Origin of the sequence: Rhodococcus sp. IEGM 1351, from assembly GCF_030056875.1 — a bacterium.
Lineage (GTDB): Bacteria > Actinomycetota > Actinomycetes > Mycobacteriales > Mycobacteriaceae > Rhodococcus_F > Rhodococcus_F opacus.
On the sequence record NZ_JASHKU010000002.1, the window covers coordinates 330716 to 347879 of the forward strand.

General features: G+C 67.4%; 17 protein-coding genes and 2 tRNA genes. 8 read left to right on the forward strand and 11 right to left on the reverse strand.

Annotation, left to right across the window (positions count from 1 at the left end; genetic code table 11):
• Window positions 1–11: 11 nt before the first annotated feature.
• The 5 genes from QM806_RS04680 to QM806_RS04700 all read left to right on the forward strand — a co-directional run bounded on the left by QM806_RS04680 (window position 12) and on the right by QM806_RS04700 (window position 5533).
• Window positions 12–1283 carry a PucR family transcriptional regulator gene (locus tag QM806_RS04680; RefSeq protein ID WP_005261202.1) on the forward strand — a complete coding sequence of 424 codons (1272 nt, stop codon included), beginning with the start codon at window positions 12–14 and terminating at the stop codon, window positions 1281–1283.
• 127 nt (window positions 1284–1410) lie between these two features.
• Window positions 1411–2328 carry an ACP S-malonyltransferase gene (locus tag QM806_RS04685; protein WP_005247836.1) on the forward strand — a complete coding sequence of 306 codons (918 nt, stop codon included), beginning with the start codon at window positions 1411–1413 and terminating at the stop codon, window positions 2326–2328.
• Between the two features lie 106 nt (window positions 2329–2434).
• The gene (gene acpM, locus QM806_RS04690; protein WP_005247839.1) at window positions 2435–2746 is read left to right on the forward strand and encodes a meromycolate extension acyl carrier protein AcpM; all 312 of its coding nucleotides are present in this window, start codon (window positions 2435–2437) and stop codon (window positions 2744–2746) included.
• Window positions 2747–2754: 8 nt separating this feature from the next.
• Window positions 2755–4005 (forward strand): KasA/KasB family beta-ketoacyl-ACP synthase, encoded by a 1251-nt coding sequence (locus QM806_RS04695; protein ID WP_005247840.1) that lies wholly within the window; start codon window positions 2755–2757, stop codon window positions 4003–4005.
• 94 nt (window positions 4006–4099) lie between these two features.
• On the forward strand, window positions 4100–5533 hold the full coding sequence (locus tag QM806_RS04700; RefSeq protein ID WP_005261204.1) for an acyl-CoA carboxylase subunit beta: 1434 nt from the start codon (window positions 4100–4102) through the stop codon (window positions 5531–5533).
• Window positions 5534–5605: 72 nt separating this feature from the next.
• On the opposite strand, the gene QM806_RS04705 is transcribed toward QM806_RS04700, so the two are convergent.
• The 4 genes from QM806_RS04705 to QM806_RS04720 form a co-directional block, all read right to left on the reverse strand.
• Window positions 5606–6115 (reverse strand): DUF3145 domain-containing protein, encoded by a 510-nt coding sequence (locus QM806_RS04705; protein WP_005261205.1) that lies wholly within the window; start codon window positions 6113–6115, stop codon window positions 5606–5608.
• 125 nt (window positions 6116–6240) lie between these two features.
• Entirely contained in the window at window positions 6241–7059 is an 819-nt protein-coding gene (locus QM806_RS04710; protein ID WP_005572425.1) for a serine hydrolase domain-containing protein, read from the reverse strand.
• A gap of 45 nt (window positions 7060–7104) precedes the next feature.
• Entirely contained in the window at window positions 7105–8232 is a 1128-nt protein-coding gene (locus QM806_RS04715; RefSeq protein ID WP_005247847.1) for an NDMA-dependent alcohol dehydrogenase, read from the reverse strand.
• Window positions 8233–8342: 110 nt separating this feature from the next.
• Window positions 8343–8861 (reverse strand): DinB family protein, encoded by a 519-nt coding sequence (locus QM806_RS04720; RefSeq protein ID WP_005570866.1) that lies wholly within the window; start codon window positions 8859–8861, stop codon window positions 8343–8345.
• 66 nt (window positions 8862–8927) lie between these two features.
• On the opposite strand from QM806_RS04720, the gene QM806_RS04725 reads away from it, so the two are divergent.
• Window positions 8928–9761 carry an MBL fold metallo-hydrolase gene (locus QM806_RS04725; RefSeq protein ID WP_206032577.1) on the forward strand — a complete coding sequence of 278 codons (834 nt, stop codon included), beginning with the start codon at window positions 8928–8930 and terminating at the stop codon, window positions 9759–9761.
• 16 nt (window positions 9762–9777) lie between these two features.
• On the opposite strand, the gene QM806_RS04730 is transcribed toward QM806_RS04725, so the two are convergent.
• Complete coding sequence (locus QM806_RS04730; protein ID WP_005570862.1) at window positions 9778–10260, reverse strand: adenosine-specific kinase; 483 nt, start codon at window positions 10258–10260, stop codon at window positions 9778–9780.
• A gap of 95 nt (window positions 10261–10355) precedes the next feature.
• A tRNA-Ile gene (locus QM806_RS04735) sits at window positions 10356–10429 on the reverse strand.
• A 219-nt stretch (window positions 10430–10648) separates the two neighbouring features.
• Between QM806_RS04735 and QM806_RS04740 the strand changes: the two genes are divergently transcribed.
• On the forward strand, window positions 10649–10879 hold the full coding sequence (locus QM806_RS04740) for a DUF6480 family protein (RefSeq protein WP_064080893.1): 231 nt from the start codon (window positions 10649–10651) through the stop codon (window positions 10877–10879).
• Here the strand turns inward: QM806_RS04740 and QM806_RS04745 are convergent.
• Window positions 10820–11989, reverse strand: coding sequence for an AI-2E family transporter (locus tag QM806_RS04745; protein WP_283290578.1), 1170 nt, complete (start codon window positions 11987–11989; stop codon window positions 10820–10822). The genes QM806_RS04740 and QM806_RS04745 overlap by 60 nt on opposite strands.
• 125 nt (window positions 11990–12114) lie before the next feature.
• Window positions 12115–12187, reverse strand: a tRNA-Asn gene (locus tag QM806_RS04750).
• Between the two features lie 138 nt (window positions 12188–12325).
• Here QM806_RS04750 and QM806_RS04755 point away from each other — a divergent pair.
• The gene (locus QM806_RS04755; protein WP_005570860.1) at window positions 12326–12574 is read left to right on the forward strand and encodes a hypothetical protein; all 249 of its coding nucleotides are present in this window, start codon (window positions 12326–12328) and stop codon (window positions 12572–12574) included.
• A gap of 16 nt (window positions 12575–12590) precedes the next feature.
• Here the strand turns inward: QM806_RS04755 and dnaG are convergent, their stop codons facing one another.
• The 3 genes from dnaG to QM806_RS04770 form a co-directional block, all read right to left on the reverse strand.
• A complete protein-coding gene (dnaG, locus tag QM806_RS04760) occupies window positions 12591–14525 on the reverse strand; it encodes a DNA primase (RefSeq protein ID WP_283290580.1) in 1935 nt (644 codons plus the stop codon).
• 48 nt (window positions 14526–14573) lie between these two features.
• The gene (locus QM806_RS04765) at window positions 14574–15779 is read right to left on the reverse strand and encodes a lipase family protein (RefSeq protein WP_064080895.1); all 1206 of its coding nucleotides are present in this window, start codon (window positions 15777–15779) and stop codon (window positions 14574–14576) included.
• A gap of 86 nt (window positions 15780–15865) precedes the next feature.
• Complete coding sequence (locus tag QM806_RS04770) at window positions 15866–17164, reverse strand: deoxyguanosinetriphosphate triphosphohydrolase (RefSeq protein ID WP_005261214.1); 1299 nt, start codon at window positions 17162–17164, stop codon at window positions 15866–15868.

The following is a 17164-nucleotide window of genomic DNA, read 5'->3' on the forward strand; positions in this document are numbered from 1 at the left end:
GGTTCTTGACTATGGTCGAGCAGAGTCCGTTGGTCTCCCGCAGACGACAAACCCGGGATCCGTTGCCCGACGCACTGTTGCGTCGCGTCAAACAGTTCTCCGGTCGCCTCTCGACCGAGGCCGTCACGACGATGCAGGATCAACTGCCGTTCTTCGACGACCTCGACGCCGCTCAACGCTCCAACGTGCAGTTGCTGGTTCAGACGGCGGTCGTCAACTTCCTCGAGTGGCTCAAGAATCCGGACAGTGACATCCGGTTCAGCCTGGACGCGTTCCAGGTGATTCCGCAGGATCTCGCGCGCAGGCTCACCCTCAGCCAGACGGTGGACATGGTCCGCGTGGCGATGGAGTTCTTCGAGCAGTGGCTCCCGGCGCTCGCCCGCAACGACCAGCAACTGATCGCCCTCACCGAGGCCGTCCTCCGTTACGGTCGCGAATTGGGTTTCGCGGCCGCCTCGGTGTACGCGAGTGCCGCGGAGTCCCGCGGCGCCTGGGACACCCGGCTCGAGGCACTGGTGGTCGACGCCGTGGTCCGTGGTGACACGGGCTCGGACATGTTGTCGCGGGCGGCGACCCTCAACTGGGACGCCACCGCCCCCGCCACCGTCATCGTGGGCACTCCCCCCGAGGACGAACGGGTCTCCGTGGTCGGCACGGTCCACACCATCGCGCAGAAACACGGCCGCGCCGCCCTCGCCGTGGTGCAGGGTTCGCGGCTCGTGATGGTCGTCAGCGGCGAACTCCAGGAGGGGTCGGGGCACTCGAGCTTCATGACCGACCTGCTCGGCAAGTTCTCGGACGAGCCGGTGATCATCGGGCCGACCACGCCGACGCTGGGCGCGGCGCACTTCAGTGCCGTCGAGGCGCTCGCCGCGATGCAGGCGGTCGCCGGCTGGCGGGGAGCCCCTCGGCCCGTCCACGCCGCCGAGTTGCTACCCGAGCGCGCACTGCTCGGGGACAACGCCGCGGTCACCGCTCTGAACGATCATCTGGTCGCGCCGCTGGCGGCCGCCGGAGGTGTTCTCACCGACACTTTGGACGCATATCTCGACTGTGGAGGTGCGGTTGAGACTTGTGCGCGGCAGCTGTTTGTTCATCCAAATACTGTGCGGTATCGACTCAAGAGAATCGCCGAAGTCACCGGTCGCGATCCGACGAATCCGCGGGATGCGTATGTGCTCAGAGTGGCTGCCACAGTGGGTCGATTGACACATTCCCATAACGAACCCATATCACGTTTAACACCAGTCACACCCTTCCCATTCGGAGAAGCAGGGCTGTAACGAACGTCTGTCCAGATTCGATGCGAGGACCCCACGTGCAATTTTGTGGGAACCCAACAAATCCGCCGACAAAGGTTCATCCGCAACGACATCTCGCAGCACGCCGTTGACGGTGTTCTCTTGAAGAGTGATTTCGTTGCTCGCCCCGGGTCAGGGCTCTCAGACTCCCGGCATGCTCATCCCTTGGTTGGAGCTGCCGGGTTCTCATGACCGTGTCGCACTGTGGTCGAAGGCTGCCGGCCTCGACCTCGTCCGCCTCGGTACCACCGCGACAGCGGAGGAGATCACCGACACGTCGGTGACTCAGCCTCTCGTCGTGGCCGCCGCACTCCTCGCCTTCGAGGAACTCGACGCGCGTGGCCTGGTTCCCGCAGACACCATCGCGGCCGGGCACTCGGTCGGTGAACTCGCCGCAGCCGCCGTCGCCGGAGTCCTCTCCGCCGACGACGCCGTCGCCCTCGCCGCCGTCCGCGGCGCAGAGATGGCCAAGGCCTGCGCACTCGAACCGACCGGCATGTCCGCGGTCCTCGGGGGCGACGAGGCCGAGGTGCTCGCCCGCCTCGACGAACTGGGCCTCGAGCCGGCCAACCGCAATGCGGCGGGCCAGATCGTCGCGGCAGGTCTGCTGTCGGCGCTCGAGGAACTCGCGGCCAACCCGCCGGAGAAGGCGCGGGTGCGCGCACTTCCCGTCGCAGGCGCGTTCCACACCCGGTTCATGGCTCCCGCGCAGGAGGCCGTCACCGAGGCTGCGTCCAAGATCACACCGGGTGAACCCACCCGCACTCTGCTCTCCAACGCCGACGGCGCACCGGTCGCATCCGGAGCCGACGCACTGACTAAACTGGCCGCGCAGGTAACCCGACCTGTGCGTTGGGACCTGTGCACCGCAAGCCTGCGGACCGCTCAGGTCTCCGCGATCGCGGAACTTCCACCAGCCGGAACCCTCGTCGGTATCGCCAAGCGTGAAATGCGCGGTACGCCGACTCTGGCACTCAAGACCCCGGGGGATATCTCCGCGCTAGCCGAACTGACAGAACTCGGCTAGTTTGCTGCGCGCACCTCGGTGCGTGCAGGGCCCGCAGGCGCGGCCGATGGGGACGTGCCTGCACAACTCCAGATACATCTACACCGAATCAGAAGGGAGCCACTCAGTGGCCGCCACCCAGGAAGACATCATCGCCGGACTCGCGGAGATCATCGAGGAGGTCACCGGTATTGAGCCGTCCGAGGTGACCATCGAAAAGTCTTTCGTCGACGACCTCGACATCGACTCCCTCTCCATGGTTGAGATCGCCGTCCAGACCGAGGACAAGTACGGCGTGAAGATCCCCGACGAGGATCTCGCCGGACTGCGCACTGTCGGTGACGCCGTGTCCTACATCCAGAAGCTCGAAGCAGAAGGTGGCGCCGACGCGGAGGCCGTGAAGGCGAAGCTCGAAGCTGCCAAGAACGACGAGGAGTGAGCTCAGCCGTGACTTCCGCCTCGACCAACGGGAAGCAGTTCCCCAACATCGTCGTCACCAGCCTCGCGGCCACGACGTCGATCGCTGGTGACGTGGATGCCACGTGGAAGGGCCTGTTGGCCGGCGAGAGCGGCATCGACACCATACGGGAAGCCTTCGTCACGGAGAACGACCTTCCGGTGACGATCGGCGGCAAGCTCAAGGTGTCGCCCGACGAGTCGCTGTCCCGGGTCGAGATCCGCCGGATGAGCTTCGTCGAGCGGCTGGCGCTCGTCCTGGGCCGTCAGGTCTGGGAGAACGCCGGCAGCCCGGAGGTCGACAAGGATCGCCTCGGCGTCGTCATCGGCACCGGACTGGGCGGCGGCGAAGCTCTGATCGACGCCGTCGAGAAGATGAAGGCCGGTGGGTACCGCAAGGTGTCGCCGTTCGCCGTCCAGATGGTGATGCCCAACGGTCCGTCGGCCACCGTCGGACTCGAGCTCGGGGCCCGCGCCGGAGTGATCACTCCCGTGTCGGCCTGCTCCTCGGGTTCCGAGGCCATCGCCCATGCGTACCGCATGCTGGTGATGGGTGACGCGGACATCATCGTCGCCGGTGGTGTGGAGGGATACCTCGACGCCGTGCCGATCGCGAGCTTCGCGATGATGCGCGCGCTGAGCACCCGCAACGACGATCCGAAGGCGGCTTCGCGGCCGTTCGACAAGGATCGTGACGGCTTCGTGTTCGGTGAGGCCGGAGCGATGATGGTCCTCGAAACCGAGGAGCACGCCAAGGCTCGCGGTGCCACCATCCACGCCCGTCTGCTGGGCGCGGGAATCACCTCCGACGGGTTCCACATCGTCGCTCCCGACCCTTCGGGTTCGGGCGCTGCGCGGGCCATGACGAGGGCGATCGAGACTGCTGGATTGACGAAGACGGACATCCAGCACATCAACGCGCACGCCACGGCCACGCCGATCGGTGACACGGCAGAGGCGAACGCCATCAAGGCTGCCGTCGGCAACCATGCTGCGGTGTACGCACCGAAGTCCGCGTTGGGGCACTCGATCGGCGCCGTCGGTGCGCTCGAGGCGGTGCTCACGGTCCTGAGTCTGCGTGACGGAGTCATTCCGCCCACGCTGAATCTCGAGAATCAGGATCCAGAGATCGACCTGGATGTCGTCAAGGGCGAAGCCCGTTACGGCGAGATCGATTTCGCGATCAACAACTCGTTTGGTTTCGGTGGGCACAATGTCGCGCTCGCCTTCGGCCGGGCCTGACAGCCGGTCCTGCTAGATCGCGGGTGGAGACCCCTTCTCTGAAGGGGTCTCCACCCATCGACAGCCCACCCGGGCCCGCCACAAGGAGGACGCGATGACAATCTTGGCACCCGCGACTAAGTCCGATGCGTCGATCGATCCGCGCGATCCCCTTGCGCGCCTGGAGAAGCTGTTCGACGCCGGGACAGTCGTCCCACTCCATCCGCGGGACAAGTCCGGTGTTCTGGCCGCGTCCGGCAACATCGACGGTGTCCGCACCATCGCCTACTGCTCCGATGCCACCGTCATGGGCGGCGCCATGGGCGTCGAAGGCTGCAAGCACATCGTGACGGCGATCGATACCGCCCTCGAGGAAGACGCCCCGATCGTGGGTCTCTGGCACTCGGGTGGCGCGCGTCTCGCCGAGGGCGTCGAGGCCCTGCACGCGGTCGGACTGGTCTTCGAGGCCATGGTCCGCGCGTCCGGCCGCGTCCCACAGATTTCCGTCGTCCTCGGCTTCGCAGCCGGCGGTGCGGCGTACGGTCCCGCGCTGACCGACATCGTGATCATGGCGCCGGAGGCCCGCGTCTTCGTCACCGGACCGGACGTGGTCCGCAGTGTCACCGGTGAGCAGGTCGACATGGTGTCCCTCGGCGGTCCCGACACGCACACGAAGAAGTCGGGTGTAGCGCACATCGCCGCCCACGACGAGGGCGACGCCCTGCACCGGGCACGCCGCCTGGTGTCGATGTTCTGCGAACAGGGCGAGTTCGATCAGGCCGCGGCCGCGCACGGCGACACCGATCTCCGCGCGCTCATGCCCGAGTCGGCGAAGCGCGCCTACGACGTCCGTCCGATCGTTCACGAACTTCTCGACAACGTCGAGGGGGAGTCGAGTTTCGAGGAACTGCAGGGCAATTACGCCCGCAGCATCGTCACCGGTCTCGGACGCCTCGGTGGCCGCACCGTCGGAGTCATCGCCAACAACCCGCTCCGCCTGGGTGGCTGCCTGAACTCGGAGAGCGCCGAGAAGTCGGCTCGTTTCGTCCGGCTGTGCAACGCATTCGGCATCCCGCTCGTGGTGATCGTGGACGTTCCCGGATACCTCCCCGGTGTGAGCATGGAATGGGAAGGCGTCGTACGCCGCGGGGCCAAGCTCCTCCACGCGTTCGCCGAAGCCACCGTCCCCCGCGTGACCGTCGTGACCCGCAAGATCTACGGCGGCGCCTACATCGCCATGAACTCCCGCGCGCTCGGCGCCACCGCCGTCTACGCATGGCCCGATGCCGAGGTCGCTGTCATGGGCGCCAAGGCCGCCGTCGGCATCCTGCACAAGCGCGCCCTGGCCGCAGCGCCGGAAGAAGAGCGCGAGGCCCTGCACGAGCGTCTGGCCGTCGAACACGAGAGCATCGCCGGGGGCGTCGACCGTGCCGTCGCGATCGGGGTGGTGGACGAGGAGATCGATCCCGCCAAGACGCGCAGTGTCATCACCGCAGCCCTCGCCGCCGCTCCCGCCTGCCGCGGCGACCACAAGAACATCCCGCTGTGATCTGAGCTCTGGTCGAGAGAAGGCCCCCGCCGGTGTTGTGGCGGGGGCCTTTTCGCGTTCGTGAGCGGGGTGTCAGCCGACGTCCCGGCGCAGCCAGGTGACCTCGGCGCCTTCTCCGCCGCTGCGGAACGGCTCGAGAGCCTCGTCCCAGGCGGTTCCGAGTGCGTACTCCAGTTCGGCGGCGATGTCGCCCCCCGCTTGCATCAGTGCCCGCAGGCGCATCTCCCCCACGACGACATCGCCGTTCGCGCTGGTGGACCCGTGCCACAGACCCATGCCGGGCACGTGACTGTACCGTTCACCGTCCACGCCCTCACTGGCGTCCTCGGTGACCTCGAACCGCAGCATCGGCCAGGCGCGGAGTGCGTTGACCAGGCGCGAGGCGGTGCCCACAGGCCCTACCCAGCTGGTGGTCGCGCGCAGAACGCCGTTGGAGGCCGGCTGCGAGGTCCATTTCAGGTTGGCTCGGCAGTCGAGGGTCGCGGTCAACGCCCATTCGATATGGGGGCACAACGCGGCGGGCGACGAGTGGATGTAGACAACACCAGCCGTCGCGTCCGCGAACTGATTCAATGCGCGCACTCGAGCCTCCTGCTTCGACGAGGGACGTCTTCCCCAACGGCCTCAGTCGGTGTGTGCAGCACGCTCGGTTGACCAGTGTGCCTTGTGATGCCTGTGTTGCGCCAGTGATTCGAGCAATCGGTGTGTCATCGTCCTCTGCGTTCCGCGAGGATACCGTCGCTCAGCTCGGTCCACAGGGGCTTGGCCCAGTCGCCGAAATCCCGGTCCGTCAACGCGACGCACGCCAGTCCGGCGGCGGGATCGACCCACAGGAAGGTGCCGGACTGCCCGAAGTGGCCGAAGGTCTGCGGCGAGTTCGCGGTGCCCGTCCAATGCGGGCTCTTGCCCGAACGGATCTCGAACCCCAGACCCCAGTCGTTGGGCCGCTGTGAGCCGTATCCGGGCAGGATTCCGTCCAGGCCGGGAAACTGCACGGATGTGGCGTCCGTGAACGTCTGAGGCGAAATGAGGGCCGGGCGGAACAGTTCCGCAGCGAACCGGCCGAGATCGCCCGCCGACGCCTGCGCGCCGTGGCCGGCGGGCCCGACGAGAGCGGACCCGCCCATCGAGAGCGGGGCGAAGACGGATTCCGCGACGTAGTCGGCGAAATCGATCGACGTCTCGGCGGTGAGGAAGTCGGCGAGCACCTCGTAGCCGGCGCTCGAGTAGATCCGCTTACGCTCCGGTGCCGTCTGCACACGATTCGCGTCGAACGCGAGACCCGACGCGTGCGCCAGCAGGTGACGCACGGTCGAGCCCTCCGGACCTGCGGGCTGGTCGAGTTCGACGGCCCCCTCCTCGGTGGCCACCAGGACTGCGTACGCGCAGAGCAGTTTGGTCACCGAGGCCAGGGGGAAGACGCGCTGCTGGTCGCCGTACTCGCCGAGCACCCCTTCGTCGCGCGACAGGACCACCGCCGCAGCGTTGTCCACGGGCCATCGGGCAATCTGATCGAGACTCTGCACCCGGTCAGCCTACGAGAGCGGCCCGCGGTCGGCTGCGGCGAGCCGTCACCAGTCGGCTTCGGTGTACCGGATGACGCCGCGAATGTTCTTGCCGTCGAGCATGTCCTGATACCCGTCGTTGACACCTTCGAGGGTGTAGGTGCGGGTGATCATGTCGTCGAGGTTCAGCTGCCCCGACTTGTACATGGCCAGCAGGTTGGGGATCTCGACCCGGGCGTTTCCGCCGCCGAAGATGGTGCCCTTCAGGTCCTTCTGCAGCATCGAGAAGAGGAACAGGTTCAGCTTGACGTCCATGTCGGTCATCGCGCCCATGGCCGTGACGACGCACGTGCCGAACTTGCTGGTGAGCAACAGTGCTTCCTCGACGTATTCGCCGTGCATCTCCCCGACCGTGATGATCGTCTTCTGTGCCATCAACCCGTTGGTGAGCGCGATGATCGGCTCGATTGCGGCCGCGGCACTCTCGAACGCGTGGGTGGCCCCGAACTTCAGCGCCTGTTCCCGCTTCCACGGCACCGGGTCGATGGCGAAGATCTGACGCGCCCCGGACGCGACTGCGCCCTGCAGTGCGCTCATGCCGACGCCGCCGACGCCCATGATGACGACGGATTCGCCGGGCTTCACCTCTGCCATCCGCGTGGCCGAACCCCACCCGGTGGGAACGCCGCAGCCGACGAGGGCGGCGACGTCGAACGGAATGTCCTTGTCGATCTTCACGACCGACGTCTCGTGCACGACCATGTACGGCGAGAACGTCCCGAGGAGACACATGGGGATGACGTTTTCGCCGCGCGCGTGGATGCGGAAGGTGCCGTCGCTGATCGCCAGCCCGCTCAGAAGTCCCATCCCGAGGTCACAGAGATTCTGGTGTCCCGCCGAGCACGCCGGACAGCGCCCGCAGGCAGGCACGAACGACAGCACGACGTGGTCGCCGACTTCGAGGTCCTTCACCTCCGGCCCCAGCTTGGTGATGACGCCGGACCCTTCGTGCCCGCCCATCACCGGGAAGGAGGCCATCGGCATCGAACCGGTGACGATGTGGTGGTCGGAGTGGCACATTCCGGCGGCTTCCATGCGAATCTGCACCTCGCCCGCGACCGGATCGCCGATCTCGATCTCCTCGACCGACCACGGCTCGTTCAGGCCCCACAGGATCGCACCCTTGGTCTTCATGTGACTCCCAACCCTTCATTCATGTCTGCGCATCTGCTGATGTGACGATAGACACAAACGGGCTGAATTGGAACACGTTCTACCGAATCGGGTCCGGGAATCCGAAACTGTTACCCCGACACGTCGTGGAGGTGATGGATCGGATCGTGGACGAAATACTTGGCCAGCGACTCCACCGTGAACGACGCGCCGTCACTCCGCCGCCCGGTCCGCACCCGGAATTCCGGCGCGACGGCTTCGAAGTCGTCCGCCGCCGCCGCACCGGCCGCACGCAGCTCGGCGTCCACGACGGCCGGATCCTGCTCGTTGTAGCGCTCGGCGACCGCGGTCTCGTCCTGATCCCAGTTCGGGAACAGTGGATCCGTCTCGTCGAGCATGAGCCGGAGCCGGACGTCGAAGATCCGGAACACGTCGCGAACGTGTGCGGCGTACTCGAGCGCCGACCACGTCTGCTCGTCCGGCCGGACTGTCACGTCGGGGCGGGTGAGGACCGGCGACCATGCCTCCACGTTCACCCGGACCAGCGCCGGAATGTCCTCGTACCGGGTTGCCGCCGAGTCGAACCCGCAGTCGGGACACGCCCGGTCGAGGACCCAGGTCCAGTTCTTCGTGTCGGGAGTGATCGCCATGGCCGTCATCGTAGAGCGACCACAGATCCCGACGTGCGAGTGCCGCCCACCGGTACGGTCGCGAGCATGCACGCCACCTTCCTCGGTGTTTCCACGATCCTGTTGTCCGACGGCGAGACATCGCTGATGACCGACGGGTTCTTCTCCAGACCGCCGCTCCTGCGATCGGTACTCCGTCCGCTGCGCCCCGACGGTGCCGCCGTCGACCGCGCCCTCACGCGAACCCGAACCGACCGCCTCGCCGCCGTCCTCGTCGCGCACTCGCACTACGACCACGCGATGGACTCCCCGACGGTGGCGCAGCGCACCGGTGCGGAGCTCGTCGGTTCGCCGTCGACGCGTCACATCGCCGAAGGTTATGGGTTCGCGATGGACCGGTTCCGAACGATCCAGGTGCGAACTCCCCTGAGATACGGCGCATACGAGGTGACGGCGCTGCCCGCCGAGCACAGCCCCCGGGCGAAGTTCCCGGGCACGATCGAACACGCGGTGCACCCGCCGGCATCGATCGGCGAATACGCGCAGGGCGACTGCTTCTCGTTCCACTTCGCGCACCCCGACGGCCGCGTCCTCGTCCACGCCAGCGCGAACTTCGTGCCCGGTGCGCTCGACGGATACGACGCCGACACCGTCTATCTCGGCATCGGCACACTCGGCAAGCAATCCGACCAGTTCCGCCGCGACTACTGGGACGCACTCGTGACCCGGACCGGCGCACGCCGCGTGATCCCGATCCATTGGGACAACTTCTGGAAGCCACTCGACAGGCCGCTGACGCCGCTCCCCCGCTTCGCCGACAACTTCCGGCGGTCCCTGCGGTTCCTCACCGAGAAGGGCCGGTCCGAGGGTGTCGACGTGCAACTCCCCGTTGCCTGGGAACGCGTCGATCCGCTGGTGTAGTCCGAGTTCCGCTCGCTCAGAGCTTGTAACCGATCGTCCGGAGCAACGCCTTGCGGTCAGCGACGTCGGCGTCGGTCTCGACACCGGCGGGTGAGCGCCCGTCGATCACGCCGGCGATGCCCCGGCCGAGTTCCGTCTCGGCCACGATGATTTCGACGGGGTTGGCGGTGGCGCAGAAGATGCCGCACACCTCCGGCACCTGCTTCAGAGTGTTCAGGACGTTCACCGGGTAGCCGTCCTCCAGGAACACGAAGAATGAGTGTCCCGCGCCGACGGCAACAGCGTTGCGGGTGGCCAACTCGACGAGACGGTCGTCGTTGCCGGAACAGCGAACGAGGCGAGGCCCCGAGGCTTCGCAGAACGCGATACCGAACCGGAGGTGGGGGCTCACTCCCGCCAGCGCCTCGTGCACGTCCTCGACGGTCTTGATGAAGTGGGACTGTCCGACGATCACGTTCATGTCGTCGGGCTTGTCGATCGCCACGATCTGCAGGTCCACGATGGCCTCCTCGGATGCCATTCAGTCTGCCCCGCTCCGGCACGGAGAACAACGACGGAGCGGGCGTTCGACCATCGGGGATCCGCGGAAGACGGTGGGGCGGGCGGGGCTCGAACCCGCGACCAATGGATTATGAGTCCACGGCTCTAACCGACTGAGCTACCGCCCCATCGCCGCAGTTCTCGCGATCGCGGCGTGCCGATGTTACCGTGCGCCCGCCGTGGGCGCGTAGCCGGGACGAAGCCCGCCGTGACAGGACTTTTCGTGGTCGGCGGACCACATCGGTGCCCCGACGTGGACGCTGCCTCGTCACCGTGTGTGCGAACGCGTCTCCCGGGGTACGCGGGTGTGATCCGCACTGCGGAGGACCACGAGATGGGAGCAGAGTATGAGCGTCGAACGACCAGGACCGGAACCGGAAGATGCACCGGCGCTCGACGAGGGCGGCAGCGTTCAGCCGGGTGACACGCCACCGGATGCCGGCCAGACCTCGGGGTTGTCGCATCCGCAGCCGATGCCGGGCCGGACGGTGCCGATCCTCGCGTTCATCGTGGTCGGGCTACTCGTCCTCGCGGTCGCGGCTTTCTTCGTCGCCCGCGTGTTTGCGTTGTTCGACTGAGGTGACCGGCGCCGGTGCGTCTGCGACGAGTTCGTACCGTCGCCCGTACGTTTCGACGAGGGCCTCGATCGCGGCGACCACCGGCACCGACACCAGGGCGCCGACCGGGCCGAACAGTGAGGCGCCCACGATCACCGATCCGAACGCGACCGCGGGGTGGATCGAGACTGTCGCGGACGTGATGCGCGGGTGCAGCACATAGTTCTCGATCTGCTGGTAGACGGTCCCGAACACGATCACCCACACACCGTCCATCGGCTGGGATGCCGCCGCGATGATCGCGGGGAGCGCGATCGCGAGGTAGGTGCCCAGGGTGGGGACGAACTGCGAGACGATGCCGGTCCACAGCGCCAGCGGCAGCCAGTAGGGCACGCCGATCGCCACGAGGAAGATGCCCGTGGCGACCGAACTCACCGCAGCGAGGATCAGCCGCGACACCACGTATCCGCCGGCCTTCTCGACCGAGATCTCCCAGACCACCGAGATGACTCGCTGTTGCCGAGCCGGAAACCAACTCGAGATCGTGCGGCGAAGCGCCGGCCCCTGCGCGGACATGTAGAAGACGAACAGCAGCAGCGTCAGCATCTGGAATACGACGCCGAGCAGCGAGGACAAGACGCCCAGCACTCCCGGCGTGAATCGTTCGGCGAGGTCTCGGATGGTTTCGGGCGTGAGGTGGATGAGGTCCTCACCGGTCGCGAAGTCGGTGTCGAACACACGATTGGACCAGTCGGTCACCGAGGACAGCGCGTCCGGCAGGGCCTTGAGGAGCTGGGCGAGTTGCTGGGCGAGCAGGGTCCCGAACAGGGCCAGGAAGCCGATGGCGAAGACGAACAGCGCGAACAGGACGAGCCCGGTGGCGGCGCCGCGCCGCAACCCCCGGCGCTCGAGCCAGTCGACGACCGGTTCGATGGTGATACTGAACAACCACGCGAGGAACAGCAAACCCAGAAAGCTCCGCAGGTTGACGAACAGCCATCCCGACAACTGGTAGGCGGCGACGGCCAGCAGGACGTAGAGGATCGAGGGCAGCAGCCACCGGGGGGCGTCGTTCGTGCCGAAGCGCCCGATCGACCCTGTCCGCCCGGTTTCGCGGCCGTCCTCGCTCATCGCACACCCCGCGATCGATTGCTGCCGATACAGCGGGAATGTACTCGCCCCAGACGGTGCACCTGTTCGAATTGGCCGGGCGCAGCAGAAAACCCCGCCCGGATCAACCGGACGGGGTTTCGGTGCTCCCCCGGCTGGACTCGAACCAGCAACCGTCCGATTAACAGTCGGAAGCTCTGCCAATTGAGCTACAGGGGATTATTCTGCTGTGCTTCGCCGTTCCCGGCGATGCGAGAGAAACTGTAGCGCATAGCCCCACCCCAGTACCAAATCGCCTGCCTGTCGACGCATCAGGCAGGATGGGTGCAGGTCGTTGTGCGTCGGGAGGAAGCGGGAATGATGCGGTTGTTGATCGGTATCGCTGCGGGGTACGTGCTGGGTACGCGAGCAGGACGTGCGCGCTACGAACAGATCAGCCGGGCCACCAAGGCCGTGGCCACCAGCCCGGCCACGAAGAAGGTGCTGCAGATGTCGCGTCAGAAGCTGTCCGACTCCCTGAACACTCAGCCGAAGCTCGAGCCCATGAAACCGCTCGACGAGGAAACGACCATCCTGGTTCCCCAGGATCAGCTCAAGAAGAAGTAGCCGGGCAGCGGCCGGTTCAGCCGGCCATCCCATCCCGTTTGGTGTCGCCGATCGCTTGATCGAGCAGGCTGCGGCGGTACTGCTCCAGGGCGACGAGGTCGCCGAGCAGTGAATGGAACTCGTCCGACGCCGTCGCCGGTGAGATGCGCTGCAGCTTGGACTTCAGTTCCGCCACCTGCTCTCCCACCCACACCTCCTGCAGGCGTGCGATCACGCCGGAGATGTATCGCGGCACGGTGTCCTCTTCGGCGGGCAACGGCTCGACGGCGAGTTCCGACACGAGGGACGCCGCGGTGACGTCGTCGACACCGCGGCTGACCGCGTCGACCCACTCGCCGCCACCGAGTCCTGCGCTGGTACCGCCGGACGCGATCATCGACTCACGGATCACGACGTACGTCGGATGGGTGAACGTCTCCACCGGCAGCGAGTCGAACACGGTGCCCGCGATCGCCGGGTACTGCAACGCGCCTTTCAGCGCCTCGCGCTGCGCCCACAGCGTCGGATCGTTCGGCCGCGGCCGGGAGAGGCCGACCGGCAACTGCGGGGCGTCCTGGTCCTCGTCCCGGGAGGCCTTCTTCTTCAGCGGCGCAGGCAGCGACCCGCGGGTGGACGCCCGCTTGCGCGCCTCGTCCCGCACCCGCTGCCGGACGGCGGCGATGTCGTCCCAGCCCACCCAGCCGGACAGCTGGACGGCGTAGCTGTCACGCAGCGTCGCTTCCTTGATCTGGGCGACCACCGGCACGGTGCGCCGCAGCGCCTCGACCCGGCCCTCGGCGGTCTCGAGGTCGTGCTCGGTGAGGATCGACTTGACCACGAACTCGAACATCGGTGTGCGACGCGCCACCAGGTCGCGGACCGCGGCGTCACCGGACTTCTGCCTCAGCTCGCACGGGTCCATGCCCTCGGGTGCCACGGCGACGAAGGTCTGCCCGGCCATCTTCTGGTCACCCTCGAACGCCTTCATCGCCGCGGCCTGGCCGGCGGCGTCGCCGTCGAAGGTGTAGATGATCTCGCCGCGAAAGTAGCTGTCGTCCATCAGCAGTCGCCGCAGCATCGCGAGGTGGTCCTCACCGAAGGCGGTGCCGCAGGCGGCGACGGCGGTCTTGACCCCGGCCAGGTGCATCGCCATGACGTCGGTATATCCCTCGACCACCACGGCCTGATGCCCCTTGGCGATGTCGCGCTTGGCGAGGTCGAGCCCGAACAGCACCTGAGACTTCTTGTACAGCATGGTTTCCGGCGTGTTGACGTACTTGCCGGGCATGGTGTCGTCGTCGAACAACTTGCGGGCGCCGAAACCGATGACGTCGCCGGACAGGTTCCGGATCGGCCAGAGCAGGCGCCGGTGGAAGCGGTCGATGTGACCACGCCGCCCGGCTTTCGACAGGCCCGCGGCCTCGAGTTCCTTGACGTCGAAACCCTTGCCCAGCAGGTGTTTCGTGAGGATGTCCCAGCCGTCGGGTGCATACCCGCACCCGAACTGCTGCGCGGCCTGCGCGTCGAAGTTCCGTTCCGTCAGGTAGTCGCGGGCCGCCTGCGCGTCGGGTTCCTGCAGGCGCGCCGAGTAGAACTCCTGCGCGGCCGCGTTGGCCGCGACCAGCCGGGAGCGGGTGCCGCGGTCGCGTTGCACCGAGGTGCCGCCGCCCTCGTACGAGATGGTGTAGTTCAACCGGTCGGCGAGCTGCTCGACGGCCTCGACGAAACTGATGTGGTCGATCTTCTGGAGGAACGAGTATACGTCGCCGCCCTCGCCGCACCCGAAGCAGTGGTAGTGCCCGTGGTTGGGCCGCACGTGGAACGACGGCGACTTCTCGTCATGGAACGGGCACAGCCCCTTCATGGAGTCGCCGCCCGCGCGCTTGAGGGAGACGTACTCACCTACGATGTCCTCGATCCGTGTGCGCTCGCGAATGGCCGCAACGTCACGATCAGGGATTCTGCCAGCCACGGAGGACAGTCTAGGCGCTCTTCCGCGGCCCGAACTTCCGCCTCGGTGTCAGCAGTTCGACGGGGCGGGAATCCCGGCGAATCGGTCGCCGAGATAGCCGAATGCGGGACCGGCACCGAGCATGGTGGCGGTGCCGTGGTCGGCGCCCGGGATCACGTCGAACTGCACGCGCGCACCCTGTGAGCAGTACCGGGCGACGGTGTTCTGCACCGGCCCGATGGCGACGAGGGGGTCCGCGCTGCCGTGCCAGACGAACATCGGCGTCCTCGGGACTCCCGGATACAGTTCGACGCTGTTCTCGTCCATCACCGAGCGGCCGGACGGATCGGCGAGGATCCCGGGACCATTGGTGAGGTCGGGCAGCGACTTCCCCGCACCGGCGCCGAGGATCGAATCGGTGCACATGTTGCTCATCTGCGTCCGCAGGTCGAGTCCGGCGCCGTTGAGGCCGTCCCCCAGCGGTGAACGCGTCGGGTATTCCCGCTCGAGCCCGATGGCGGCCGCGAAACCCAGGCCGAACGCCTGCGAGCGGGTGGTGCCCAGGCGGTCGGCCAGTTCACCGATGTTGACCGGTGTGCCGCCCTGGGCGGCGCCCACGATGTTCAGTTCCGGGGCGTAGGTGGGTGCGAGCGCCGCGGCCCAGTTGGTCGCCATGGCGCCGCCCGAGTAGCCGGCCAGCCCGACCGGACTGCCACCGAGTCCGGCCTCCGGGAGCCGCTGCGCGGCGCGGACGCCGTCGAGGACGAGCCGGCCGCCGAGTTTCGCGGCCCCGTACGCGCTGGTCGGTCCGAGGTGATCGGGCACGGCGACGGCCCAGCCCCGCGCGAGCAGGGCGTTGAGGGCGGGCCCCTCCTGGATTCCGCCGTTGAACAGCTGGTGCGACGGCGCGCACTCGAGCCCGAGAGCGTTGACGAACGGCTGATAGGACACGAGCGGCCGGTTCGCGGGAGTGCCGCGAGGTACCAGCACCGTGGTGACTGCGGCGATGGGCGCCCCCGCGGAGTTGGTCGACTTGTACTTCACCTGCCAGGCGTCGGCGGTGGGGAAACCGGTGGCCGCGACCGGTCGGCTCGCCAGCACGTCACCGTCGGCGCGTGTCCCGACGTCGGCGGGCGCACCGTAGAACGGATCGGGGTCCGCGAACGGGTACACGGGCGCGGCCTGTGCCGCGGGTGGGGCCAGCAGGGCGGCACCGACCGCCACCGCCAGCGCTGCGGACGTCGAACCGATGATCTTGCGCACTGCAGACTTCATCCGGGCTCCCTGACCATTGGGTGCAAGCTGTCTGTAGACCTATTCGTAGCACCGCGGCGGCCGGACGGGTCCGACTTCCGACTTTGTCAGCCCCAGCTCGCCTGGGCTCCGAGACTGGACTTGTCGACGCGTTCGAGCCGGCTCTCGGTGTAGGAGGCGATCTGGTCGACGACGACCCGGACCCGTGCGGGATCGTCGGCCGCCGCGTTCCAGGCGGGAACCAGGATGGGGTCGAGACCGGCGGGTGCGGTCGCGAGCAGCCATTCCGCGACGCGGTGCACGCGGTCACGCTGGCGTGCCTGCCGCGCCCGGTGGCCGGCATCCGACATCACGTAGTTCAGTGCGAACGTCTTGAGCAGTGCCACCTCCGCCGCGACCACCGGCGGGACCACCAGGTCGGCGTCGTACCGGGCGACCGGCTTGTCGCCGTGGACGTCGCGGGTCCCGATGATCGCGGCGGTCGCGAACCGGCCGACCAGTTCGCTGGTGAGGTTCTTCAGGGCAACCGAACTGGTGAGCGTGCCGTCGTAGCTGCCCACCTCGACGACGACGGGCAGAAGACTCAACCGCGTCGCGGCCTCGACCAGTTCCTCGACGTCGAGTCCCGGGAACTCCGACGCACCGAACTCGGCGAGTGCCCGCTGGTCCACCGGATCGGCCAGTGAACGCAGATCGATGCGCCCGTCGATCACGCCGTCCTCGACGTCGTGCACGGAGTAGGCGACGTCGTCGGCCCAATCCATGACCTGAGCCTCGAGGCACTGGTGGCCGTCGGGGGCGCCCTCGCGGATCCACGCGAGCACGTCGGCGTCGTCGTCGTAGGCCCCGAACTTCGCGCCGGGGCGCGGCCGGGTCCACGGATACTTGATCGCCGCGTCCAGCGACGCGCGGGTCAGGTTGAGCCCGGCACTGCTTCCGTCGGGGTACAGCACCTTCGGTTCGAGGCTCGTGAGGATGCGCAGATTCTGGGCGTTGCCCTCGAACCCGCCGCAGCTTTCCGCAACCTCGTCGAGGGCCTTCTCCCCGTTGTGACCGTACGGTGGGTGACCGATGTCGTGCGCGAGGCCCGCGAGGTCCACCAGATCGGGATCGCAGCCGAGACCGTCGGCGATTCCGCGGCCGATCTGCGCCACCTCGATCGAGTGCGTCAACCGCGTCCGCGGAGTGTCACCGTCCCGGGGGCCCACCACCTGGGTCTTGTCCGCGAGTCGGCGGAGCGCAGCGGAGTGCTGGACGCGGGCGCGGTCCCGGGAGAAGACGGATCGGTGTTGCGCGGCCGCGATCTGGCTGCCCGGGATTCCCGCCCGTTTCGGTGCCTCGCGGACCCGGCGGGCGACGTCGTGCGCGGAGTACACGTCGCCGAGGGGTGTCGTGTGTGCTGTCAT

Bases quoted from the DNA above. Each gene is read 5' to 3' on its own strand.
- QM806_RS04680 (WP_005261202.1), top strand. From the start codon at position 12: ATGGTCGAGCAGAGTCCGTTGGTCTCCCGCAGACGACAAACCCGGGAT.
- QM806_RS04700 (WP_005261204.1), top strand. From the start codon at position 4,100: ATGACAATCTTGGCACCCGCGACTAAGTCCGATGCGTCGATCGATCCG.
- QM806_RS04715 (WP_005247847.1), bottom strand. From the start codon at position 8,232: ATGAAGACCAAGGGTGCGATCCTGTGGGGCCTGAACGAGCCGTGGTCG.
- QM806_RS04720 (WP_005570866.1), bottom strand. From the start codon at position 8,861: ATGGCGATCACTCCCGACACGAAGAACTGGACCTGGGTCCTCGACCGG.
- QM806_RS04725 (WP_206032577.1), top strand. From the start codon at position 8,928: ATGCACGCCACCTTCCTCGGTGTTTCCACGATCCTGTTGTCCGACGGC.
- QM806_RS04740 (WP_064080893.1), top strand. From the start codon at position 10,649: ATGAGCGTCGAACGACCAGGACCGGAACCGGAAGATGCACCGGCGCTC.
- QM806_RS04745 (WP_283290578.1), bottom strand. From the start codon at position 11,989: ATGAGCGAGGACGGCCGCGAAACCGGGCGGACAGGGTCGATCGGGCGC.
- QM806_RS04755 (WP_005570860.1), top strand. From the start codon at position 12,326: ATGATGCGGTTGTTGATCGGTATCGCTGCGGGGTACGTGCTGGGTACG.
- QM806_RS04765 (WP_064080895.1), bottom strand. From the start codon at position 15,779: ATGAAGTCTGCAGTGCGCAAGATCATCGGTTCGACGTCCGCAGCGCTG.
- QM806_RS04770 (WP_005261214.1), bottom strand. From the start codon at position 17,164: ATGACAGCACACACGACACCCCTCGGCGACGTGTACTCCGCGCACGAC.